General features: G+C 60.1%; 22 protein-coding genes, 4 tRNA genes and 1 pseudogene. 6 read left to right on the plus strand and 21 right to left on the minus strand.

From position 1 onward, the window contains the following. Positions 1-30 precede the first annotated feature (30 nt). Entirely contained in the window at positions 31-477 is a 447-nt protein-coding gene (locus tag J3P75_RS17800) for a hypothetical protein (protein WP_434707654.1), read from the minus strand. Positions 478-825: 348 nt separating this feature from the next. On the opposite strand from J3P75_RS17800, the gene J3P75_RS17805 reads away from it, so the two are divergent. From J3P75_RS17805 to J3P75_RS17815, 3 genes are all read left to right on the plus strand, one after another. Next, the gene (locus tag J3P75_RS17805; RefSeq protein ID WP_434707655.1) at positions 826-1,914 is read left to right on the plus strand and encodes an asparaginase; all 1,089 of its coding nucleotides are present in this window, start codon (positions 826-828) and stop codon (positions 1,912-1,914) included. A gap of 198 nt (positions 1,915-2,112) precedes the next feature. Next, entirely contained in the window at positions 2,113-2,382 is a 270-nt protein-coding gene (locus tag J3P75_RS17810) for a DUF1654 domain-containing protein (protein WP_090282667.1), read from the plus strand. Between the two features lie 4 nt (positions 2,383-2,386). Continuing rightward, positions 2,387-3,076: an endonuclease gene (locus J3P75_RS17815; protein ID WP_203421510.1), complete on the plus strand. Its 690-nt coding sequence runs from the start codon at positions 2,387-2,389 to the stop codon at positions 3,074-3,076. Positions 3,077-3,131: 55 nt separating this feature from the next. Here the strand turns inward: J3P75_RS17815 and J3P75_RS17820 are convergent, their stop codons facing one another. After that, positions 3,132-4,043, minus strand: a complete 912-nt coding sequence (locus J3P75_RS17820) for a siderophore-interacting protein (protein ID WP_434707656.1) — start codon at positions 4,041-4,043, stop codon at positions 3,132-3,134. 86 nt (positions 4,044-4,129) lie between these two features. Continuing rightward, the gene (locus J3P75_RS17825) at positions 4,130-4,495 is read right to left on the minus strand and encodes an SPOR domain-containing protein (protein WP_434707657.1); all 366 of its coding nucleotides are present in this window, start codon (positions 4,493-4,495) and stop codon (positions 4,130-4,132) included. A 249-nt stretch (positions 4,496-4,744) separates the two neighbouring features. On the opposite strand from J3P75_RS17825, the gene csrA reads away from it, so the two are divergent. Then, on the plus strand, positions 4,745-4,939 hold the full coding sequence (gene csrA, locus J3P75_RS17830) for a carbon storage regulator CsrA (protein WP_003179932.1): 195 nt from the start codon (positions 4,745-4,747) through the stop codon (positions 4,937-4,939). 225 nt (positions 4,940-5,164) lie between these two features. On the opposite strand, the pseudogene J3P75_RS17835 reads toward csrA, so the two are convergent. Continuing rightward, positions 5,165-5,266, minus strand: a pseudogene (locus J3P75_RS17835) (DUF2214 family protein); the annotation flags it as partial. Between the two features lie 416 nt (positions 5,267-5,682). Here J3P75_RS17835 and J3P75_RS17840 point away from each other — a divergent pair. Beyond that, positions 5,683-6,213: a GAF domain-containing protein gene (locus J3P75_RS17840; protein WP_434711331.1), complete on the plus strand. Its 531-nt coding sequence runs from the start codon at positions 5,683-5,685 to the stop codon at positions 6,211-6,213. Between the two features lie 126 nt (positions 6,214-6,339). Here the strand turns inward: J3P75_RS17840 and J3P75_RS17845 are convergent. Then, a tRNA-Val gene (locus J3P75_RS17845) sits at positions 6,340-6,416 on the minus strand. Positions 6,417-6,599: 183 nt separating this feature from the next. On the opposite strand from J3P75_RS17845, the gene J3P75_RS17850 reads away from it, so the two are divergent. Next, a complete protein-coding gene (locus J3P75_RS17850) occupies positions 6,600-7,883 on the plus strand; it encodes an NAD(P)/FAD-dependent oxidoreductase (protein WP_434707658.1) in 1,284 nt (427 codons plus the stop codon). A gap of 46 nt (positions 7,884-7,929) precedes the next feature. Here the strand turns inward: J3P75_RS17850 and J3P75_RS17855 are convergent, their stop codons facing one another. From J3P75_RS17855 to truA, 16 genes are all read right to left on the minus strand, one after another. Next, a complete protein-coding gene (locus tag J3P75_RS17855; RefSeq protein ID WP_434707659.1) occupies positions 7,930-8,901 on the minus strand; it encodes an XdhC family protein in 972 nt (323 codons plus the stop codon). 1 nt (position 8,902) lies between these two features. Then, a complete protein-coding gene (locus tag J3P75_RS17860; RefSeq protein WP_434707660.1) occupies positions 8,903-10,138 on the minus strand; it encodes a c-type cytochrome in 1,236 nt (411 codons plus the stop codon). 1 nt (position 10,139) lies between these two features. Continuing rightward, entirely contained in the window at positions 10,140-10,679 is a 540-nt protein-coding gene (locus J3P75_RS17865; RefSeq protein ID WP_434707661.1) for a (2Fe-2S)-binding protein, read from the minus strand. Further along, positions 10,672-13,503 carry a xanthine dehydrogenase family protein molybdopterin-binding subunit gene (locus J3P75_RS17870; RefSeq protein WP_434707662.1) on the minus strand — a complete coding sequence of 944 codons (2,832 nt, stop codon included), beginning with the start codon at positions 13,501-13,503 and terminating at the stop codon, positions 10,672-10,674. The genes J3P75_RS17865 and J3P75_RS17870 overlap by 8 nt, the downstream gene beginning before the upstream one ends. Positions 13,504-13,980: 477 nt before the next feature. Continuing rightward, positions 13,981-14,057, minus strand: a tRNA-Asp gene (locus J3P75_RS17875). A gap of 93 nt (positions 14,058-14,150) precedes the next feature. Next, positions 14,151-14,227: transfer RNA gene (locus J3P75_RS17880), tRNA-Asp, on the minus strand. A gap of 55 nt (positions 14,228-14,282) precedes the next feature. Further along, positions 14,283-14,358, minus strand: a tRNA-Val gene (locus J3P75_RS17885). A gap of 183 nt (positions 14,359-14,541) precedes the next feature. Continuing rightward, positions 14,542-15,315: an SDR family oxidoreductase gene (locus J3P75_RS17890; protein ID WP_434707663.1), complete on the minus strand. Its 774-nt coding sequence runs from the start codon at positions 15,313-15,315 to the stop codon at positions 14,542-14,544. Next, positions 15,312-16,523: an O-succinylhomoserine sulfhydrylase gene (locus J3P75_RS17895; protein WP_434707664.1), complete on the minus strand. Its 1,212-nt coding sequence runs from the start codon at positions 16,521-16,523 to the stop codon at positions 15,312-15,314. The genes J3P75_RS17890 and J3P75_RS17895 overlap by 4 nt, the downstream gene beginning before the upstream one ends. Before the next feature lie 73 nt (positions 16,524-16,596). Continuing rightward, positions 16,597-18,102, minus strand: a complete 1,506-nt coding sequence (gene purF, locus J3P75_RS17900; protein ID WP_090282656.1) for an amidophosphoribosyltransferase — start codon at positions 18,100-18,102, stop codon at positions 16,597-16,599. Between the two features lie 41 nt (positions 18,103-18,143). Next, a complete protein-coding gene (locus tag J3P75_RS17905; RefSeq protein WP_203421500.1) occupies positions 18,144-18,704 on the minus strand; it encodes a CvpA family protein in 561 nt (186 codons plus the stop codon). Between the two features lie 98 nt (positions 18,705-18,802). Next, the gene (locus tag J3P75_RS17910) at positions 18,803-19,468 is read right to left on the minus strand and encodes an SPOR domain-containing protein (RefSeq protein ID WP_434590277.1); all 666 of its coding nucleotides are present in this window, start codon (positions 19,466-19,468) and stop codon (positions 18,803-18,805) included. Next, complete coding sequence (gene folC, locus J3P75_RS17915; protein ID WP_434707665.1) at positions 19,452-20,759, minus strand: bifunctional tetrahydrofolate synthase/dihydrofolate synthase; 1,308 nt, start codon at positions 20,757-20,759, stop codon at positions 19,452-19,454. The genes J3P75_RS17910 and folC overlap by 17 nt, the downstream gene beginning before the upstream one ends. Beyond that, on the minus strand, positions 20,756-21,676 hold the full coding sequence (gene accD / locus J3P75_RS17920; protein ID WP_434590283.1) for an acetyl-CoA carboxylase, carboxyltransferase subunit beta: 921 nt from the start codon (positions 21,674-21,676) through the stop codon (positions 20,756-20,758). Before accD ends, folC begins: the two co-directional genes overlap by 4 nt. Positions 21,677-21,882: 206 nt before the next feature. Further along, on the minus strand, positions 21,883-22,506 hold the full coding sequence (locus J3P75_RS17925) for a phosphoribosylanthranilate isomerase (RefSeq protein ID WP_394507696.1): 624 nt from the start codon (positions 22,504-22,506) through the stop codon (positions 21,883-21,885). A 63-nt stretch (positions 22,507-22,569) separates the two neighbouring features. Continuing rightward, positions 22,570-23,394 (minus strand): tRNA pseudouridine(38-40) synthase TruA, encoded by an 825-nt coding sequence (gene truA, locus J3P75_RS17930; protein WP_434711333.1) that lies wholly within the window; start codon positions 23,392-23,394, stop codon positions 22,570-22,572. Between the last annotated feature and the right edge of the window lie 122 nt (positions 23,395-23,516).

The raw sequence follows: 23,516 nt of genomic DNA on the forward strand, positions 1-23,516 counted from the left end.
GGGCGAATCCGCCGATTCGCCCCTTCTGCGTCAAACCGTGGTGTTCACCACATTGCCGCTGGTTGAACCCTGAGACATTTCCTTGACCAGCGCAGCGGCGACTTCCGTCATTGCGGCGCTGGTCTGCGCGATCTGCCCTTGAATCGACATTACCGCCTGGGACTTGGCTTCGGGGGTCGGGTAGCTCTTGGCCTGGGCGGCGGCCAACTGCTGCTGTTGCTCTTGAAGCTGCTTTTGCAATTCCTGCATGCGCTTGAGGAGCATTTTCACGGTGGTGTTGAGGTTGCTGCTGCCTTCGGTTTTGCTCTCCTCGGGCGCGGCGCCACCGGTCCTGACCTGATTACTCTTGCCTTTTTCAACGCCCAGGGCCTCGGTAGAAGCGTCCTTGCCCGCGTCGTTCAACGTGTTGATCGTTGCTGCGGTTTTACCGCCGATGGTGACAGCACCCGGATTTGCAAAGCCGACCGTCAGTGACATGTGTATCCCCAGATTTCAGATTCCTTGAACCCCCATCGGCGCTTGGCCGAATTTCTTTAGCAGAAAATCGAAAATCGGCCAGCCGACGGGCTCGACAGCGGTCGTAGTCTTTTTCGGAGAGCCGAACGCGAAAGCTCTCTTTGTTCGGGAAACCGGATAAACCTTCGCGCCCAACTTTTACTTACACCTGAAATCTTGATGTAAATCATCAGGTTAAGCATTTTGGCGGGGCACAGTACGGCTGGTACAGATCCTGCTCCCTTCATCGCACCCCGGGCATCCAGATCGGCTTGGGGCGCATCTAGATGAACCTGCATCAGCACCGTCTCACTACTAGAGAGAAAAATAATGAAATCTGCTTTCAACACTTTGGTTCCGGGCGCATTGGCCCTCCTCCTGCTCCTGCCCACCGCCCTTCAGGCAAAAGAAGCCGAAACCCAGACCAAGCTCGCCAACGTCGTGGTACTCGCTACCGGCGGCACGATTGCCGGTGCCGGCGCCAGCGCCGCCAACAGCGCTACCTATCAGGCCGCGAAGGTCGGTGTCGAGCAACTGATTGCCGGTATTCCCGAACTGAGCAAGCTGGCCAACGTGCGTGGCGAACAAGTCATGCAGATCGCCTCGGAAAGCATCACCAACGAAAACCTGCTGCAACTGGGCCGCCGCGTCGCCGAACTGGCCGACAGCAAGGATGTCGACGGCATCGTCATCACCCATGGCACCGACACCCTGGAAGAAACAGCGTACTTCCTGAACCTGGTGGAGAAAACCGACAAGCCAATCATCGTGGTCGGCTCGATGCGTCCGGGCACCGCCATGTCCGCCGATGGCATGCTCAACCTGTATAACGCCGTGGCCGTGGCCAGCAGCAAAGAAGCGCACGGCAAAGGCGTACTGGTGACCATGAACGATGAAATCCAGTCGGGTCGCGACGTCAGCAAAATGATCAACATTAAGACCGAGGCGTTCAAAAGTGCCTGGGGCCCGTTGGGCATGGTCGTTGAAGGCAAGTCCTACTGGTTCCGCTTGCCGGCCAAGCGTCACACCATGGATTCGGAATTCGACATCAAGAACATCAAGAGCCTGCCTGACGTAGAAATCGCCTATTCCTACGGCAATGTCAGCGATACGGCCTACAAGGCTCTTGCGCTGTCCGGCGCCAAGGCGATCATTCACGCCGGCACCGGCAACGGCTCAGTGTCCTCCCGTGTGGTTCCAGCCCTGCAGGCACTGCGCAAGGATGGCGTACAGATCATTCGCTCGTCCCACGTCAACGCTGGCGGCTTCGTTCTGCGCAACGCCGAACAACCTGACGACAAGTACGACTGGGTCGTTGCTCACGACCTGAACCCGCAGAAAGCCCGGATCCTGGCGATGGTCGCGCTGACCAAGACCAACGACAGCAAAGAGCTGCAACGGATGTTCTGGGAATATTGAGTGCTCTCCGCCCGGTCCATTCGTGATCGGGCAATTCGCGCATCATCCGTCTAAAAAAGCGGGTGATGCGCTGCTTACCGCCATCGCGCACTTTCCTACAAAAAATTCGATACCTCCCACACCAAAATCGGAAAACCACTGTCAGAGGATTTTCTTGAATTTTAAGCAGTTGCGAAAACGCTTACAGTTAAATACTGTATGCACGTACAGCTTAATAAGGATAACCTCGTGGCCACCTCCCCTGATGCTCCTGACGCTTACGAACGCATGGGCATGCGCGTTCAGAAAATCATCAATTCCCCCACCGCCCAAAAAGCCAAAGCCGCACTGATTTTCCGCCTGCCAGACGAGCCGATGGACGACTGGGAGCGACTGCTCGAGGAAATCGACGAGAACGACAATGTCACCCTCGCTTATCGCGACGACGGTGGCGTACAGATTTTTTGGGTTGTGCCGAAGGAAGATTGATTCAATGAGTGTCCGCTGTTTTGCGTTTCTGTTGCTGCTTGTCGCCATGGGTGCTCAGGCCGGCGCCCCCCGAACTTTTTCCGAAGCCAAGAAGGCGGCCTGGAAACTCTATGCGCCCCAGTCCACGGAGTTTTATTGCGGGTGCAAATACACCGGTAACCGGGTTGATCTGAAAGCCTGCGGCTACGTCCCGCGCAAGAGCGCCAAGCGCGCCTCACGCATCGAGTGGGAGCACATTGTGCCGGCCTGGCAAATCGGCCATCAGCGCCAATGCTGGCAGACCGGTGGACGCAAGAATTGCACACGCTACGACCCGGTCTACCAGAAAGCCGAGGCCGATTTGCACAACCTGGTGCCGAGCATTGGCGAGGTGAATGGCGACCGCAGCAACTTCAGCTTCGGCTGGCTGCCGGTCCAATCCGGCCAATATGGCTCGTGCCTAACCCAAGTCGATTTCAAGGCAAAGAAAGTCATGCCCCGCCCTTCGATCCGCGGCATGATCGCCCGAACTTACTTCTACATGAGCAAGCAGTACGGCTTGCGCCTGTCGAAACAGGATCGAAAACTGTATGAGGCGTGGGACAAGACCTACCCGGTGCAGGACTGGGAGCGCCAGCGCAATCAGAGCGTCGCGTGTGTGATGGGACGCGGCAACGAATTCGTCGGCCCGGTGAACATGAAAGCCTGCGGCTGAATCGGCAGGCAAAAAAGAAAGCCTCGAACATGATGTTCGAGGCTTTTTTCATTGGTTAGCTGGCGGCCTTGTTGTGCCGCCAGTAACCCATCAGATTGAGCGACTCACGCGGCAGACCGCAGTCCTTGATCAAGTATCTGCGCAAGCTCATCACCGCCGCAGACTCTCCGGCGATCCAGCCGTAAAATCCATCCGGGGCGGTATCGGCGATCTCCCAGAGAATGTCTTTTTCGATATCGACATCAGCCAGTTCAGGTGATTGGGCGACCGAGGCCGCATGGATTGGCAGAACAGCCGCCCGCACGGCTTGCACCATGAGGGTTCCAGCAACCGACTCGCTCGCCTGATCGCGAACCAGCCACTGCACGGACAACCCCGGCCAATCGGGCAAGGCAAGCATGTCCTGCATGCTATCCACTTCGAAAAACGCCTGGACTTGCGGCGGCGCCGAAGACATCGCCAACTGATCGATTATGCCCATTGCGGCTGGCAGCGCTGTCGCATCGGCAACCAGCAGGATCTGCTTGAGGGTTTGCGGTGGCTTCCACTCGAAACCGCCCGCCTCCTTCGCCGAGAATTGCCGGTCAGGTGCAAGGATCTGCATCGCATCGCCTGGCTGCGAATGCAGTGCCCAGCGCGACGCCGGACCGGTCTCGCCGTGCAGAACAAAATCGATATCGACTTCGCCCAACTCGGCGCGCAAATTGCGGATTGTGTAGGTGCGCATCGCCGGGCGCCGATCCGCCAGCATCGCGCGAAACCGGGCGTACCAGCCGTCCTCCTGCGCGAGCTTCGCGTGCGTACCATTGGCCGCCGGGAAAAACAGTTTCACCCGCTGATCCGGCGCCCAGGTAGCCATCTCAGCCACTGACGGACCCGCCAATGTGATGCGCATCAGGTGCGGGCTCAACCGGGTCTTGCGATGCAGGGTTGTATCAAACAGCTTGTACGGGTTGGCGGAGGCCATGGGAGCTCCTTCTGGTAATCATCAGCGACTGCAGAAGGAACGAGTCGCCCGTGACAGCCTTTAGGCTGATCCGCCAAGTGGATGGGTCATGGCGCGATCGGGTGCTCAATCAGCACCGATTCGATGTTCTGTTTTTTCGCCTTTACCAGCGCCGCGTCCACCTGCACCTTCCGTGCTTCGGCCTCGGCTTTGGAATTGAACGGGCCAATCAGAATCCGCGTTTTGCCACTGCTGTCCTTGATGACCGTCGGCACGAAAGCATGCTCGATCAACCAGCCGCTCAGATCACTGACCGCCTGCGGCGTTTCTCCACGCACCTCGAGATCCCACTGCGGAGTAGCGGCCACTGCCGGCGCTGCGACGGCAGTTTTCGGCGTCGGCACATCACCTTGCTTACCTTCTCCACAGCCTGCCAGTGCCAATGCTGCGACTACCCAAACAAATTTGCGCACAACGCTTCCCTCGAAAATCTCAAAGCCGCGATCTTATCACTCATAAATCTTCGCGAGCCCCGCAAAATGGGCACAAAACAACGAGATTGATGCTTGCAGCCTCTGTATAGTTACGCCCTGGGAATTAATGCCGCTTCTGCGCGTCAGAAAGATGCACCCAAACCGTGAGACTTCGCACTAATCTATACGTACCACCGACCTCTGCACTGTCTGAATCAGGTGCCCTACAAAGCAATCAAGGAGAAGACCATGCTGATACTCACCCGCAAAGTCGGTGAAAGCATAAACATTGGCGACGACATCACTATCACCATTCTGGGCGTTAGCGGCCAACAGGTTCGCATTGGCATCAACGCACCCAAAAACGTGGCCGTGCACCGTGAAGAGATTTACCAGCGCATCCAGGCTGGCCTGACCGCTCCGGACAAGCCACAAACGCCTTGAGTCGCATCGCAGTCAGTAGCCAGTCCGTTTACCTCGTGGAATGACTGGCTAGAGCTTTACGCGCCGTTTTGCCATCCGCTTCCCACATCGCTGGGCACGGCGCCTGACACGCAAGTCCCGCCTTCACTTCAACACGCCATTCCTCCCGTTGCCCGCCAGATACTACCTGCCATCTCAAAGACTGGCTGTCGGACGTTTCCGACAGAGCACAGGGAATTCGCACCGCTAAACAAATGTCACGCCACGCGCCATTCCGGTCGCTGCGATCACCATCGATACCAATAACAACGCCTCGACATGACTGATCCAGGCGTGAAGTCCAGCGCGCCAAGGCGCTCCGCTCGGCACAATCGTGACGCGCGTAACACGTCGAATCTAATCGTCAGCAGAAGAAAAAGCCAAATCGCAGGCAAAAAAAATCCCAAGCAGCTGATGGAAGCTTGGGATTTAAAAATGCATAAACCGTGGTGGTGAACGCGGGGCGGATATTACTGAAACCCACCTGCTGCTACAACAGTTTTCTGATAACCGGTTGGTCCAATAGCACTGTAACCCCTTCAATATCCACATCATTTTAGTGGATGCTGGACTAACGTACCTGAAAGCGAACGGTCGGCACAGGAAATAGTCCTGTGACAAAGGTCCGCGAGGAAGGCTACGCTAACGACGCTGGCAAGAACCTTGGTAGATACGTTGTCAGGGACACGCCCGGCAACGCAGAAGCAATCCGGAGATTTGAACGTATGGAAATGAGTGAGACTGTTCTCAAAGCATCCCTGAGTGCAGAAGAACGCTCGGCGATTGCCGAAATCGAAGCAACAACGAATATCTTGCAGCTCGTAACGCGCCTGACCGGTACACGCTTCGCCGGGATCGCAAAATTCACCGAAACCGAATGGATAGTCTGCTCGGCGTACGATCCGATCGAACTTGGCATAAACGTCGGCGACACCCTGGATCTGGAGACCACGCTTTGCAGCGAGTTTCGGCGCGACCCCGAGGTTCTTTTCCTGCCGAAAATCAGTGACGACGGTCGGCTGTGCTCACGTCCAGTCGTGAAGCAATTTGCGATCGAGAGCTATGCAGGGGCGCCTGTTTTTCTGCCGGATGGAAGATTGTGGGGAGCATTGTGCGCGTTGGATTCAAGGGCCGTGCTGTTCGATAACCCGGACCTTGCCGACACACTGACACTGTTCGCAAGGCTCATAGGCTGTATTTTCTTCACAAATCTGGCGGTGGAAGAAAGCGGACGCAGCGAAGCGCAGAGCGCCTGACCGCACACGCTTGGAAATCCTTTCATTTTGGTTGGTCACCAAGCGGATTTGGCAAATCGCAGACAACAAAAAAGGGCCCACCTTTCGGTGAGCCCTTCCAGACCGCCCAGCAGAGCGGATTTTGTTTGGTAGGCGCGATTGGACTCGAACCAACGACCCCCACCATGTCAAGGTGGTGCTCTAACCAACTGAGCTACGTGCCTGCTGTGAGGCGGCATTCTACGGAATTCCGGAGGGGTGTCAACACCTTTTTTTCACCTAACCCTATGAATATGCAAAATATTTAATTTGCCCCCGGCAACGCGGTTTTTCCGGTGGCTGGCGGAGGTTTTTCAACTCGGGTAGGATCAGCGCACTCGTAAAATATATTAAACAGAGGCGGCAGGATGGCGAACACCCCTTACCCAGAATCTTATTACGCTGCGTCGGCCAACGCGGCGCCGTCACGTCCGGCGCTGCAGGATGATGTGGAGACGGATGTCTGTGTGATTGGCGCCGGGTACACCGGGCTGTCCTCGGCGCTGTTTCTGCTGGAGAACGGTTTTCGCGTGACCGTGCTGGAAGCGGCCAGAGTCGGCTTCGGTGCCTCGGGGCGCAATGGCGGGCAGATCGTCAACAGTTACAGCCGGGACATTGACGTGATCGAACGCAGCGTCGGCCCGAAGCAAGCGCAATTGCTTGGGCAAATGGCCTTCGAGGGCGGCCGGATCATTCGCGAGCGTGTGGCCAAATATAATATTCAATGCGATTTGAAGGACGGTGGCGTGTTCGCCGCGCTCACGCCCAAGCAGATGGGCCATCTTGAATCGCAGAAGCGCCTCTGGGAGCGCTTCGGCCATACGCAACTTGAGCTGCTCGATCAGCGCCGTATTCGCGAAGTCGTCGGCTGTGAGCAATACGTCGGCGGCATGCTCGATATGAGCGGCGGGCATATCCATCCGCTGAACCTGGCGCTCGGCGAAGCGGCGGCGGTTGAATCCCTCGGCGGCATTATTTATGAACAGTCGCCGGCGGTGCGTATCGAACGCGGTGCCTATCCGGTTGTGCATACGCCGCAGGGCAAGGTCAGGGCCAAATTCATCATCGTGGCGGGTAATGCCTACCTCGGCAATCTGGTGCCGGAGCTGGCAGCCAAATCGATGCCGTGCGGCACTCAGGTGATCACCACCGAGCCGTTGGGCGATGAGTTGGCCAAGGCACTGCTGCCGCAGGATTACTGCGTTGAAGACTGCAACTACCTGCTCGACTACTACCGCCTGACGAGCGACAAGCGTCTGATTTTCGGCGGTGGCGTGGTGTATGGCGCGCGGGATCCGGCCAACATCGAGGCGATCATCCGCCCGAAAATGCTCAAGGCTTTTCCGCAGCTCAAGGACGTGAAGATTGACTACGCCTGGACCGGAAACTTCCTGCTGACGCTGTCGCGTTTGCCACAGGTGGGTCGTCTCGGCGACAACATCTATTACTCGCAAGGTTGCAGCGGCCATGGCGTCACGTACACGCACCTGGCGGGCAAGGTGCTGGCCGAAGCCTTGCGCGGTCAGGCCGAGCGTTTCGATGCGTTCGCCGATCTGCCGCACTACCCGTTCCCGGGCGGGCAGCTGCTGCGCACGCCGTTCGCCGCACTCGGCGCGTGGTACTACGGACTGCGCGATAAATTCGGGATGTAAAAAAAGGGGCCGCTGAACAGCGGCCCCTTTTTCATCAAACGTAGACTCATAGCTGGTCCCGAGGAATCCCGCTACGAATCCGCACGATATCCGCCAGTACCGCCAAGGCGATTTCTGCCGGCGTCTTGCTGCCGAGATTGAGACCGATCGGCGCATGTATCCGCGCCAGCTCGCCCTCCCCCAGACCGCCAATCCGACGCAAACGCTCGAAGCGCTTTTGCGAAGTCTGCAGTGAACCCATCACACCGATGTAGAAGGCTTCGGTGCGCACCGCTTCCATCATCGCCAGATCGTCGATGCGTGGATCGTGAGTCAGCGCCACCACCGCGGTGTCACGATGACAGCCGCCGTCAGCAATGAACACCGACGGCAACTGCCGGCGAATTTCCACGCCATCGAGTACGACCCCCTCAAGCACTTCATCACGTGGATCGCAGAGAATCACCTCGAAGCCCAGGCCGACGGCGAACTCGGCGCACGCCTGCGCGACGCTGGAGTAGCCAGCGAGCAACAAGCGCTGCGCCGCACCGATACGAATGCGCACCCGATCAATCTCACGCTCGATCCGCGCGCCCTGCTCGCGATCAGCGAACAGACCACGCGCACCATTGGCCAGATCGACCTCACGAATCAGACGACGCTGACCAAGCAGCGCCGATTCCAGTTCGCGCAGATGCGCCTGCACCTCGCAGCCGGCATCGAGTTTTTCCACCAGCACATCAAGAATGCCGCCACAGGGCAGACTGACCCGCGAGCGCGGATCGTCACCCTCGCCGTAACGCACAACGTTGACGGCATCGTGAAACGCACCCTCGGCGACGCGCTGGAGAAAATCCTCCTCGACGCAACCACCGGACAGCGATCCGATCCACTGCCCGCCGTCGTTCACCGCCAACAGCGAACCCGGCGCGCGCGGTGCCGAACCATAGGTGGCCAGCACCGTGCACAGCCAGATGCGCTGCCCGGCCAGTGACCACTCCAACGCCCGGCGCACCACTTGCAGATCGAGATGCTGCATGTCAGTGCGCCTTGTGCTCGATCGACGGTGCGTCGGCTTGCAACTTGTGCACCTCGCTCACCACCAGCTCCGCCGATTGCCCGCCCCAGCCTTGACGCAGGTAGTTGAGCAGATCGGTCAGTTGTTCAGGACTGAGCTTGTCGGCGAAACCCGGCATTGGTTGCATGTGCTCGAACCCGGAAAACTTCTGTTCGCCGATGCCGTCCTCGATCACCCGCAGCAGGTTACGCGGATCTTCCAGACGCAACGTGGTGTTGCCGCGCATGGCCACCGCGATGTGCGGCTTGCCTTCGCCACCCGCCGCGTGACAACCGGCGCAGACGTTCAGGTATTCCTGACGGCCACGCTGGGCGCTGGCGCCGAGCTGCTCGACTGGCACTTCAACCAGCGCCTTGGCTGCCGGCGGTTGCTCGCCCAGCAGGAAAGTCGCCATGGCCGCCAGATCCGCATCCTTGAGACCCTGGGTGCTGTTGTGAAACACCGGGAACATCTCGTTGAACATCGTGCCCTGCGCACTCATGCCATGTTTAAGAAACGTCGCCAGATCCTGCTGATTCCAGCCGCGCGCAGCCAGATCGGTGGCGAGCAGGCTCGGCGCCAGGTAGCCGTTGAGAATGCCGCCAGTCAAGCGCTTGTCCAGCTGCATTGCGCCCGGCAGGCCGCGCGGGGTATGGCATTCGCCGCAATGGCCGAGCACTTCGACCATGTACTGGCCGCGCTTCCACGCTTCGCTTTTGCCTTCGGCTGGTTCCAGCTTCAGAGCGCTGCCATAGAGCATGTTCCAGCCCATCAGGCCCGGGCGCACGTTAAACGGAAAACTCAGGCTGGTGACGGGCGCGGCGCGCTCGATCGGCTCGATGGTTTTCAGGTAGGCATGAATCGCGTCGGAGTCTGCACGCGGCATCAGGTGATACGAGGTATACGGCATCGCCGGATACAGGTTCGCCCCGTCGCGCCGCTTGCCTTCGGTCAGCGCAGCGAAGAACTCGTCATCGTTGTACAAACCGATGCCGTATTTCTTGCTCGGGGTGATGTTGGTGCCGTAGATCGTGCCAAACGGCGAGACGATCGGCAGCCCGCCGGCAAATGGCGCACCACCCGCTGCGGTGTGGCAAGCCATGCAGTCGGCAGCGCGGGCGAGGTATTCGCCGCGCTTGACTTGCTCATCGGCATGGGCGAACAACACTGGCGCGGCAAGGCCAACCGCCAGCGTCAGGCGGGTCAGTAAACGTTTCATGTCAGCCCTCCTTGACCAGGCCGAGATCGGTCAGCACGTTGCGGGTGGCGTTGTAATAACGCACATACCCGGTGCAACGGCAGACGTGATGGCCAAGGCTGTCCTCGATGACTTGTTCCAGCTGGCTTTTGACGACTGGCTGTCGCTGCAGCTTCTCCACCAGCACCGTCGCGGCGTTGACGAAGCCTGGCGCGCAGTAGCTGCACTGGAAGGCGAACTCATCGACGAAACGTTGCTGGATCGGATTCAGCTCAATGACCTGCCCGTGCTCGTCACGCTTGGCATGGGACTCGACGGTGCGGACCTTTTTGCCCTCGAAGTAATGCGCACCAGTGATGCAGGTGCGCACTTCTTCGCTGGTGCCGTCCGGGTTGTCGACGATCACCACGCAGGCGTGGCAGATGCCCTGGCCACAGCCGAGACGCGAACCGGTGAGGTTTTTGTATTCGTGCAGGTAGTCGATCATCGGCAGGTCATCAGGGATGTCCACCGGGCCGACGGATTGACCGTTGAGGGTCAGTTGAAGCGGACGGTTAGCCATGGAGGGCCTCCTTGATGCGCGCAGCAGTGATGGGCAGGTCGCGAACACGTTTACCGATGGCGTGCGCCACGGCGTTACCGATGGCACCGACAATCGGGATCATCACCACTTCGGCGATGCCTTTGGACGGATCGCTCGGCGACAGCGGCGGCAGAATCTCCCCAGTCTGCTTCCACACCGCAACGTGACGGGCCATCGGCAAGCGATAACGGTTGAAGTTCCAGTCACCCTCCCCCGGCCCGCCTTCGTACAGCGGCATTTCTTCCATCAGAGCGTGCCCGATGCCCATGGCGATACCGCCTTCGAGCTGGCCCTTGACCAGTTCTTCGACCAGCACGCGACCGCACTCGACCCACGAATGGTGGTTAAGCACTTCAACTTCGGCAGAGCCCTTGTTGACCTTCAGCTCGACCAGCGTGGCGACCGGGCTGTAGTAAGTCACCGCAGCGTTGTTCAGCTGCACCACCGGGTAGTTGATGTTCTGGCGATCGAGCAAATGGAAACCGGCGCTGTTCATCTGCGCTTTTTTCGCTTGCGGCGCGCCGTCACCGTACTTCACCGCCAGACCGTCGAGCGGCAAGCGTTCACGTACGCCGTCGATACTGTATTCAGCCTCGGCCCAGCTCCAGCGGTTGAAACCGTGCACGGTAGCGGCAGTGACCAGACCGCGTTCGTGAGCACGCTTGGCCAGTTCTTCGAAGCTCAGCGGCTGCATGCCGTTGGCGGTCAGTTTGCCGTCGACCCAGTGCGCATCTTCGCGACGCACCACGTAAGGGTTGGCCTGGCCGCCGTACGGTCCCTGACGCCAGATCTCCAGCGCCGCCGGCCACAATCCGTGATTGAACAGCACGCGCGCCGCTTCCCGGGTGGCGTGGCTGAAGTAGTAAGCCGAGTTGGTCGCCGACGATGCCGAAGCCAATTTGCCGACCCAACGCGGGTTGCGCAGCAGGTTGTCCTGCTCGTCCTGACTCATGATGTAAGGGTTGCCGCTGGTGATCAGCTGCATTTCCTTCCATTCGGTTTCGCCGGTTTTCACTTCATGGGCCGGGCTGCCGAGGAAATCGGCGACCACCAGTGCTTGCGAGGTGGACATGCCGGTGCCGATTTCGATGCCGATGTGGCGCAGGCTGATGCGCCCGTCAGCACTGAACTCGATGCTAGCCATCGGTGCCTCGGAACCGGTACCGAAGTCTTTCTGGCAGATGGCGAAACCGACGCCATACCAGTTGTCCGGGTCAGCCGCTTCGCGCTGCTTCTTGATCGCGTCGCGGTTTTTCCAGACTTCGTGCACCGCGGCCTTGTCGAGAATTTCGTGCAGGCGCAGTGCCCCGGCAGGAATCGCGCCCTGGGTGTTTTTCATGCCTGAACGCAGGGCGTTCTTGCGGCGCAGATCGATCGCGTCGACACCGAGGCGATCAGCGATTTCATCGACCATCATTTCGGTCGACGCCATGCTCTGCAGCGTGCCGTAACCGCGCATCGAGCCCGCTTCTACCGCACGCGAGTGGTACGCGGTGACCTGCAGATCGTTCTGCGGCATGTAGTAGATCGACTGCGCCGCTGTCGCACCGACCGCCGCCACCGATGGGCTGTAGTTGACCCGACCGCCACCGTCGACGCTCATTTCAGCGCGGAAGATCTTGAAGGTGTAGTCGTTCTTGTCCACGGCCAACTGATAGCGGATGTCGAACGGGTGACGCTTGATACCGCTCTGGAATTGCTCGTAGCGGTCGTTGGCCAGACGCACCGGCACTCCAGCGCCATACAGCGCAGCGAGGGCTGCGTAGTAGACGAAGATGTTGTGGTCCTTGGAACCGTAACCGACGGTGTAACCCGGGTGCATGTTCAGATTGGCGAGGCCAAAGCGCGACGGCGCGATCATTTTCGCGGTCTCGGTCGCCACTTCCAGCGGGCACTGGGTGGCCACGACGAAGTGCAGGGTCTTGGTCTGCGGATCGTGCCAGCCGTTGCCGTTGTCCGGTTCCAGCGCGGCCGGCTCGATCGATGGGGTCTTGTAGCGCTCGTCGAACACCAGCCAGTTGTCCGGCGGCGTATCGATCTCTTTCTTCATGCGCTCGGCGTAGAACAGGCCGCGCTCGGTCAGGTTGCCGTGCAGGTTCGGCTGGGAATTCCACACCGGGCGACGGTTTTTCAGCATCGGGAACAGGATCGAGTCCTTGAGGCTGGCAAACTCGTCTTCATCCGCCGAGGTCGGGCCGCCGACACGTACATAACGGAAGCTGCCGTAGGGATCGCCTTCGTAGAACGGCACTTTGTCGCCGTAACGAATTGCTTTGTCATTGAATTTGAGTTGGTTCTTGGCCTGACGGAAACGCTCGAAATCGTTCCAGATCAGGATCGCCACCGGGTGGCCGATGAACATCGGTACCTTGCCTTCCGGCAGCAGCGGATCAGGGGCGTGCTCTTCGGGGAAGACGATGCCGTCCTTGTCCAGGTCAGCGGCGGTGACGATGCGGTCCGGCTGCAACTCGGTGCCGAGCCAGGACAGGTCGAAGCCGTTGTAGATTCGGTCAGCCTTGATGGTTTTCAGCAACATGGCGTGGCCTTGCTGGTGCGGCCAGCCCGGCATGTCTTTGGAGCGGATGTCGCGGGCAAACACTTTGCTGCCGCAGACCTTGGACATGGCATCGTTTCGCTGACGCGCCTTGCCATTGTGGCCGAGCCACTGCTCGGACGGCACCGTAACGCTGTTTTCCATCAAGGCAGCCAGCGCCTGACTGCTGAGCGGCGTGAGCGTGACGCTCACACCCGCCACCAGCCCGCCCTGGAGGAACGAGCGCCGGGATATTTCACGGTTGGACATGGATCATCCTCTGGGCGGTTATATATCCGCCCTTGTGGTTATCTACTGGGGATCTCGAGTCTTGCAGAAGCCCTTTCTGGCGAAGCAAAGAGCTGTGTTGACAGTGCAAAGCTGACCGAAAGGTTAACTTTAAAGGTTTCCGAGGCCGCAGCAAACAACCAGACACAAAAAAGCTGACTAAATAATCAAAAAATCAATGCGACGTGGTACCGCAGCAAATCGAAGAGCCTGTGGGAGCGAGCCTGCTCGCGGTTGCGATTCTTCAATCACAAAGTTGCCGACTGGAATGCTGCCATCGCGAGCAGGCTCACTCCTACAAGGGATTTGCGCTGGATTCAGGCGAGAGGAAAAGGGGGAAAGCCAAATTTTGGACACAAAAAACCCCGGTCTTTCGACCAGGGTCTTTGCTATCGATTCCGAATCAACCGTTGGCTGACTTCGGTGCTTCAAGGCGTTCAGTGGTCCTTGGAACAGATATGGCGCAGCGGACGGGACTCGAACCCGCGACCCCCGGCGTGACAGGCCGGTATTCTAACCGACTGAACTACCGCTGCGTATCGCTTTGAGCTTGCGCTCAAGTAACTCGTTTTGACTGCAGGCTTCGGTGCTCTGCAATCGCGAACCAGACTGCTCTGACTCGTAAAATATGGCGCAGCGGACGGGACTCGAACCCGCGACCCCCGGCGTGACAGGCCGGTATTCTAACCGACTGAACTACCGCTGCGCGTCGGTGCAGGCACTTTCAGCCTACGTTCTTGCTTGCGCAAGTTTCTCGGGAGTGGTGGGTGATGACGGGATCGAACCGCCGACATTCTGCTTGTAAGGCAGACGCTCTCCCAGCTGAGCTAATCACCCGTTTGCATCTCCGAGGCCGCGAAATTTACGCAGGTAGCGAACCTAAGTCAATAGCAGGATTGGAGTTTTTTTCAAAAACAGCTTTTAGCTGCAAGCTATCAGCTGCAAGAAAAAGCATGAACACCCACAGCAGGTACACCACCATGCTGCAACTTGCAGCTTGAAGCTAGAAGCTGCCTCTCGCTACGTGTAGACCATTTTCTTGGTCATGCCGCCATCGACGACGAATTCCTGCCCGGTGACGAACCCGGCATTCCTCGACAGCAGCCACGCCACCATCGCCGCGACGTCTTCGACCGTGCCTACCCTGCCCGCCGGATGCTGGGCATGATCGGCATCTGCCAAGGGTTCGGCGCGCCGTGCAGACGGGTCGCGCGCATCGATCCAGCCGGGGCTGACGGCGTTGACGCGAATCTCTGGCCCGAGGCTGATCGCCAGTGCGTGAGTCAGGGCCAGCAGCCCGCCCTTGCTTGCCGCGTACGCCTCGGTATCCGGTTCGGACTGGCGGGCGCGGGTCGAGGCCAGATTGACGATCGAACCGTTGTGCGCGCGCAGGTACGGCGCACAGTGCTTGGCCAGCAACATCGGCCCACTGAGGTTCACCGCCAGCACGCGATTCCAGTACGCCAGATCAAGGCTTTCCAGGGTGATATTGTGCGGATCAGCCACAGCGGCGTTGCAGACCAGCGCATCGAGCCGGCCAAACTGCCCCAGCACCTCAGCGACGCCCAGCGCGACCTGACTTTCGTCGGCGACGTCCATGGCGATGAACCAGGCATTTTCACCCAGCACCTTCGCTACTTTCGAACCCCGCGCGCGATCGAGATCGGTCAGCACCACTTGCCAGCCTTCACTGATCAGCCAGGCCGAGATTCCCAGACCGATGCCCCGCGCGGCTCCCGTGACCAGCGCAACGCGGCCATGGGTGCCTGCGGTCGGCGTAGACAACTCGATCACAACGCAGCCAGACCGCGCGCCAGATCGGCCTGCAGGTCAGCCACATCTTCCAGACCGACCGCAATGCGGATCAGGCTGTCACGAATACCCGCCGCTTCGCGCTCCTGCGGCGCCAGACGGCCGTGGGAGGTGGTGCTCGGATGGGTAATCGTGGTCTTGCTGTCGCCCAGGTTGGCGGTGATCGAAATCAGTCGAGTGGCGTCGATAAAGCGCCAGGCGCCCTCCTTGCCCCCCTTGACCTCAAAACTCACCACTGCGCCGAAGGCTTTCTGCTGACGCTGCGCCAGTTCGTGCTGCGGATGGCTCTTGAGACCCGCGTAATGAACCTTCTCGATGCCTTCCTGCTGCTCCAGCCACTCGGCCAGCTCCTGCGCATTGGCGCAATGCGCCTTCATGCGAAGGTTGAGGGTTTCCAGGCCCTTGAGGAAAATCCACGCATTGAACGGGCTCAGCGTCGGCCCGGCAGTACGCAGAAAGCCGACCACTTCTTTCATCTGCTCGCTGCGCCCAGCGACCACACCGCCCATGCAACGACCCTGGCCGTCGATGAATTTGGTCGCCGAATGCACAACGATGTCTGCGCCCATCTTCAGCGGCTGCTGCAACGCCGGGGTGCAGAAGCAGTTGTCGACCACCAGCATCGCGCCTTTGGCATGAGCGATTTCCGCCAGCGCGGCGATATCGACCAGTTCGGCCAGCGGATTGGATGGCGACTCGACAAAAAGCAATTTGGTGTTCGGCTTTATCGCCGCGTCCCACGCTGACAGGTCGGCGAGGGGCACGTAATCGACTTGCACACCGAAGCGCTTGAAGTACTTCTCGAACAGGCTGATGGTCGAACCGAAGACGCTGCGCGAAACCAGCACGTGGTCACCGGCACTGCACAGGCTCATGACCACTGCCATGATCGCGGCCATGCCGGTGGCAGTCGCAACGGCCTGCTCGGCACCTTCCAGCGCAGCGATGCGCTCTTCGAATGCGCGCACGGTCGGGTTGGTGTAGCGCGAGTAGACGTTGCCCGGCACCTCCCCGGCAAACCGTGCGGCCGCATCGGCAGCGGTGCGGAACACGTAGCTGGAGGTGAAGAACATCGGATCGCCGTGCTCGCCTTCCGGCGTACGGTGTTGACCGGCGCGTACGGCCAGAGTATCGAACGCTACGCCTTCGAGGTCGCTGTCCAGCCGACCGGCATCCCATTCCTGACTCATGCTGTCACTCCTTGCCCTGTTCTCGAAAATTGAATATCAGATACAAAACCGGCCCCTCAGGGCCGGTAGAAACTCAGTTGTTGTACAGATCGATGATCGCACTGACCGCCTGGGTCTTGACCTTCGAGGCATCGTTGCGTGCCTGTTCGATCTTGTTCAGGTAGGCCTCGTCGACGTCGCCAGTAACGTACTTGCCGTCAAACACCGCACAATCGAACTGCTCGATCTTGATCTTGCCGCCACCGACCGCTTCGATCAAGTCCGGCAGATCCTGATAGATCAGCCAGTCAGCGCCGATCAGATCCGCCACGTCCTGAGTCGAACGGTTGTGCGCGATCAGTTCGTGCGCGCTCGGCATGTCGATACCATAGACGTTCGGGAAGCGGACCGCCGGCGCCGCCGAGCAGAAGTAGACGTTTTTCGCGCCGGCTTCGCGGGCCATCTGGATGATCTGCTTGCAGGTGGTGCCACGCACGATCGAGTCGTCGACCAGCATCACGTTCTTGCCGCGGAATTCCAGCTCGATGGCGTTGAGCTTCTGGCGCACCGACTTCTTGCGTGCCGCCTGACCGGGCATGATGAAGGTCCGGCCGATGTAGCGGTTCTTGACGAAACCTTCGCGGAATTTCACGCCCAGGTGGTTGGCCAGTTCCAGTGCCGCGGTACGGCTGGTGTCCGGAATCGGGATGACCACGTCGATATCGTGCTCCGGACGCTCGCGCTGGATCTTCTCGGCGAGCTTCTCCCCCATGCGCAGACGCGCCTTGTAGACCGACACGCCGTCAATGATCGAATCCGGACGCGCCAGATAGACGTGTTCGAAGATGCACGGGGTCAGCGACGGGTTGGTCGCGCACTGACGGGTGTGCAGCTTGCCGTCTTCGGTGATGTACACCGCTTCGCCTGGGGCGAGGTCGCGAATCAGGGTGAAACCGAGCACGTCCAGCGAAACACTTTCCGAGGCGATCATGTACTCGACGCCTTCGTCGGTATGACGCTGGCCGAACACAATCGGACGGATGCCGTGCGGATCGCGGAAACCGACGATGCCGTAACCGGTAACCATCGCCACGACCGCATAACCCCCGACGCAACGGTTATGCACGTCAGTCACGGCGGCAAACACGTCTTCTTCGGTCGGTTGCAGCTTGCCGCGCTGGGCCAGCTCGTGGGCGAACACGTTGAGCAGCACTTCCGAGTCGGAACTGGTGTTGACGTGACGCAGATCGGATTCGTAGATCTCTTTGGCCAACTGCTCGACGTTGGTCAGGTTGCCGTTGTGCGCCAAAGTGATGCCGTAAGGCGAGTTGACGTAGAACGGCTGGGCTTCGGCCGAAGTCGAACTGCCCGCCGTCGGGTAACGGACGTGGCCGATACCCATGTGGCCGACCAGACGCTGCATGTGACGCTGCTGAAACACGTCACGCACCAGGCCATTGTCCTTGCGCAGGAACAACCGGCCATCATGGCTGGTCACGATACCGGCAGCGTCCTGGCCGCGGTGCTGGAGCACGGTTAGCGCGTCATACAGCGCCTGATTGACGTTCGACTTACCGACGATACCGACGATGCCACACATGCGACGCAACCCCTACTTAATGGATCTGGACTGAACAACACTCACTGAGGCGTTTTCGCCGTCGGCAAGAGCTGCTCCTTGAACGGAATATCAGCGGGTACGCTGATTCCGCTGGCAAGCCACTGACTGCTCCACCCGAGAATCAGGTTTTTGGACCAGTCGGCGACCAATAGAAACTTGGGTACGAGCTGTGATTCTTTCCACCACCCGTCCTGCTGTACCGGCCCCAGGCTCAACAGCCCGACCGCCACGACCACCAGCAAAACGCCACGCGCTGCGCCGAAGGCCATGCCGAGGAATCGATCGGTCCCGGACAACCCGGTGACGCGAACCAACTCGCCGATAAGATAATTGATCATTGCGCCCACGATCAGTGTGGCGACAAACATGATGGCACAGCCCGCGATCACGCGAGCCGATGGGGTTTCGATGTATCCGGCGAGGTACTCGGACAATGAGCCACCGAACATCCAGGCGACGGCTCCTGCGATGATCCAGGTCACCAGCGATAATGCTTCCTTGACGAAGCCGCGGCTCAGACTGATCAAAGCGGAGATGGCGATGATTGCAACGATCGCCCAGTCAACCCAGGTAAATGGCACAGTGCAGCCTACAGACGGATAAGGCGGCGCATTTTAGCAGAGCGCATGCCTCTCGGTAAGCTGCGATTTCCTGTGCTTTTCAATCGAGGCGATAGTTTTTAACCGCGCTCGGGCTGGAAACGCACAACAAAGCCCTTGAGGTTCTGCTGGCGGCTGAGCAGATCGCGCAGACGATCGGCTTCGGCGCGCTCGATCAACGGACCGACGAACACCCGATTCTTGCCGTCGGCAGAACGAATGTAGGCGTTATAGCCCTGGCTGCGCAGATTTTTCTGCAGGCTCTCGGCGCTGGCGCGGCTCGACAGACTGGCCAGCTGCACCGACCAGCTCACCGACAGACCGTTGGCATCGACGCGACTTTGCGCCGGATCAGGCTTGGTCGACGATGAAGTGATCGGCTGCGCCGGTGCCGGAATCGGCTTGGACACCGCAGGCGGCGCTGCCGGCTTGGCGATGGCGATAGGCGCAGTGGGTGCTGGCGCTGGTGCGGCGGGCGCCGCTGGAGCTGCCGGCGCCGTGTCTGCGGCGACTTCTTCGTCGGTTGGAACGGGCTCTTGCGGCAAGGCTTGCGGCTCAGGCACGGCCACCGGCTCCATTTGCACTTGCGGCACAACCGGCGCTTGCGGCGCGGCGGGCGCATCGACCGTCACCTGGCGCTGTTCGTCCTGACGTGAAAACAGCATAGGCAGGAAAATCACCGCCAGCGCCACCAGCACCAGCGCGCCAACCATGCGCTGCTTGTACGCTTTATCCAGCAAAGCCATTTGCCGCTTCCTCCGTGGAGCGCCGGGACAACCATTCAAGGGCCTCGGCGACACAATAAAATGATCCGAACAACAGAATCTCGTCGTCAGCGGTCGCGAGCGCGCACTGCCCTTCCAAAGCTGCCGCAACACTGGCGTAAGACGTGACCGAGGCGCCAAGCCCCTGCAACGCTGCGTGCAACTCGGCAACCGGACGCGCACGCGGCGAATCCAGCGGCGCCACCGCCCAGTGCTGGACACTAGCATTCAATTCGCCGACAACACCATCCAGATCCTTGTCGGCCAGCAGACCGAACACCGCCAGACGCTTGCCGAGCGGCGGGCACGAAGCCAAACGACACGCCAGGTACTCGGCGGCATGCGGATTGTGGCCGACATCGAGCAACAGGTTCAGACGCTTGCCGTTCCACTCGAAGGTACGCCGATCAAGGCGCCCGACCACGCGCGTTGTCTGCAACGCGGCCACGATCTGCCGCGCATCCCAAGGCAACCCAAGCAACAGGTACGCCTGCAACGCCAGCGCGGCGTTTTCCATCGGCAGGTCGAGCAGCGGCAAGTCGTGCAGCTCAACCACTTGCCCCTGCGCATCGGTCCCGCGCCACTGCCAGTGCTGATCAGTGATACCGAGGTCGAAATCGCGCCCACGCAAAAAGAACGGGCACGCCAGTTCTCGCGCCTTGTCGAGCAGCGGTTGCGGAGGATTGAGATCGCCACACAGGGCAGGCTTGCCCTGGCGGAAGATGCCGGCCTTTTCGAAGGCCACGGATTCGCGGGTGTCACCGAGATAGTCAGCGTGATCGACGCCAATACTGGTCACCAGTGCGATGTCGGCATCGACCACGTTGACCGTGTCCAGCCGCCCCCCCAGGCCAACTTCCAGCACCACCGCGTCCAGCCCGGCTTGTTGAAACAGCCAGAACGCCGCCAGCGTGCCCATTTCGAAGTAAGTCAGGGAAGTGTCACCGCGTCCGGCCTCGACGGCGGCAAAGGCCTGGCACAACTGTGCATCGGTGGCTTCGACGCCATTGAGCTGCACCCGCTCGTTGTAACGCAGCAAGTGCGGAGAATTGTAGACACCAACGTTCAGGCCCTGCGCACGCAGCAATGACGCCACGAATGCGCAGGTCGAACCCTTGCCGTTGGTGCCGGTGACCGTGATCACCCGAGGCGCCGGCTGGCCCAGCCCCATGCGGGACGCTACCTGTTGCGAACGCTCCAGCCCCATGTCGATGGCCGATGGATGCAACTGCTCAAGGTAGGCGAGCCATTCGCCAAGGGTGCGCTCGGTCATAGGCCGGCAGGGACCGGCGGCACGACGACCGGCTCGACCGGCGCAGCGACGAATTTCGGCGTCGGCTTGCCAGTCATTTGCGCCAGCAGGTTGCCCAGACGCGGACGCAGTTCCTGACGATGGATGATCATGTCAATCGCGCCGTGCTCCAGCAGGAACTCGCTGCGCTGGAAGCCTTCCGGCAGTTTTTCCCGCACGGTCTGTTCGATAACGCGCGGGCCGGCGAAGCCGATCAGGGCTTTCGGCTCACCGACAATGACGTCGCCGAGCATCGCCAGACTGGCGGAAACACCGCCGTAGACCGGATCGGTCAGCACCGAGATGAACGGAATGCCTTCTTCGCGCAGCCGCGCCAGTACGGCCGAAGTCTTGGCCATCTGCATCAGCGAGATCAGCGCTTCCTGCATGCGCGCACCGCCGGAAGCAGCGAAGCAGATCATCGGGCAACGGTTTTCCAGCGCGTAGTTGGCAGCGCGGACAAAGCGCTCACCGACGATGGCGCCCATCGAACCGCCCATGAAATTGAATTCGAAAGCCGAAACCACCACCGGCATGCCCAGCAGCGTGCCGCTGACCGAGATCAGCGCGTCTTTCTCGCCGGTCTGCTTCTGCGCCGCGGTCAGGCGGTCCTTGTACTTCTTGCCGTCGCGGAATTTCAGACGGTCAACCGGCTCCAGATCGGCGCCCAGTTCGTTGCGACCTTCGGCATCGAGGAAAATATCGATGCGCGCGCGTGCGCCGATGCGCATGTGGTGGTTGCACTTTGGGCAGACATCCAGGGTCTTTTCCAGCTCCGGACGGTACAGCACAGCCTCGCACGAAGGGCACTTGTGCCACAGACCTTCAGGCACCGAGCTCTTCTTGACCTCCGAGCGCATGATCGAAGGGATCAGTTTGTCTACTAACCAGTTGCTCATGCTTTCTTTCTCCAGTACCGGCGGCCCGAACGCTCTGGTTCGCAGCCCCGCGTATGCCCTTGAGCTAAATTCACGTGTGTGGCGATGATTGCCGCCAGCCACGGTCAGCGCGAAACATGACCTGCGTGCAAATCGACAACCCTCAGCCGCGCCCGCTGTGTGCAGGTGCATTGATGGACGGCGGCAGACTGCCAGCCGTCACATCCTTATGGTGCTTTGCGTACCGCCTCGATGAAGGCTCGAATCTTCTGGTGATCCTTGATGCCCTTGCTCAGCTCCACCCCGCCGCTGACGTCCACCGCGTAAGGTCTTACCCGTGCGACCGCGTCGGCAATGTTCTCGGGAGTCAACCCACCCGCGAGAATCAACGGCTTGCTCAGATGCTGCGGAATCAGTGACCAGTCGAATGCCTCCCCGGTTCCGCCGGGCACGCCTTCAACGTAAGTGTCGAGCAGTACGCCGCTGGCGCCCGGATAAGCGTCACAAGCCGCCGCGATGTCGTCACCGGCCTTGACCCGCAACGCCTTGATGTACGGCCGATGCCAGCCTTCACAGTCTTCCGCGACTTCGTCACCATGGAACTGCAACAAGTCCAGCGGCACCGCATCGAGGATTTCCCCCAACTCGCAGCGGCTGGCATTGACGAACAGGCCAACCGTGGTAACGAAGGGAGGCAGCGCCTGGATGATCGCCCGGGCCTGCTGCACGCTGACCGCCCGCGGACTCTTGGCGTAGAACACCAGGCCGATCGCGTCGGCGCCGGCTTCAACCGCGGCGAGCGCATCTTCGATGCGGGTAATCCCGCAAATCTTGCTGCGAACGGCTGACATGTGGAAAAACTCCGAGGCTAAAACCGGGAAAGTCCCGGATGGTAACAAAAGCGTTCGAGGGCGTCAGCCGTCAAGTTCGGAGAAACCCGTAAGGAAATGTGGCCCGATGAAACGTTCCGGCAGCGGGAATTCATCGTGATACTCGACCTGTACCAAGTACAAGCCGTAAGGATGCGCGGTCACCCCGCCGGAGCGCCGCTCGCGGCTTTCCAGCACTTCCTTCATCCACTCGACCGGGCGCTCGCCAGCACCGATGGTCATCAGGACACCGGCAATATTGCGCACCATGTGGTGCAAAAAGGCATTGGCGCGGATATCCAGCACGATCATTTTGCCGTGCCGGGTCACACGCAGGTGATGCATCTTCTTGATCGGTGACTTGGCCTGACACTGGCCGGCGCGAAACGCACTGAAATCGTGGGTGCCGATCAGGTACTGCGCGGCTTCGGCCATGCGCTCGACGTCCAACGGACGGTGATTCCAGGTGATTTCTTCGTTGAGATGCGCCGGGCGGATCTGGTCGTTGTAGATCACATACCGATAACGCCGGGCGATCGCCTTGAAGCGTGCATGAAAATGCGCCGGCATCACCCGCGCCCAACTGACGCTGATGTCATGGGGCAGATTGATGTTGGCACCCATGACCCAGGCCTTGAGCGAGCGATCGACCTGAGTGTCGAAATGCACCACTTGCCCGCAGGCATGCACGCCAGCGTCGGTACGCCCGGCGCATTGCAGGGAAATCGGCGAGTTGGCAACTTTCGACAAGGCCTTTTCGAGTTCTTCCTGCACCGTCGCGACACCCGTCTGCTGCCGCTGCCAGCCGCTGTAGCGCGAGCCTTTGTACTCGACGCCCAGCGCGACGCGGTAAAAGCCGTCGGGGGCCATTTCGGCGAGCGGGTTATCTATGTTTGCCAAGGTGGGACAGCCTGCTGTGTTTGCAAAGGCGGGCATTATAAGGCGGTGGTTCAGGGATGCCAGAACTCTCTATCGCCATCAACGACCCCATC

Source organism: Pseudomonas sp. R1-1, assembly GCF_051132135.1.
Taxonomy (GTDB): Bacteria; Pseudomonadota; Gammaproteobacteria; order Pseudomonadales; family Pseudomonadaceae; genus Aquipseudomonas.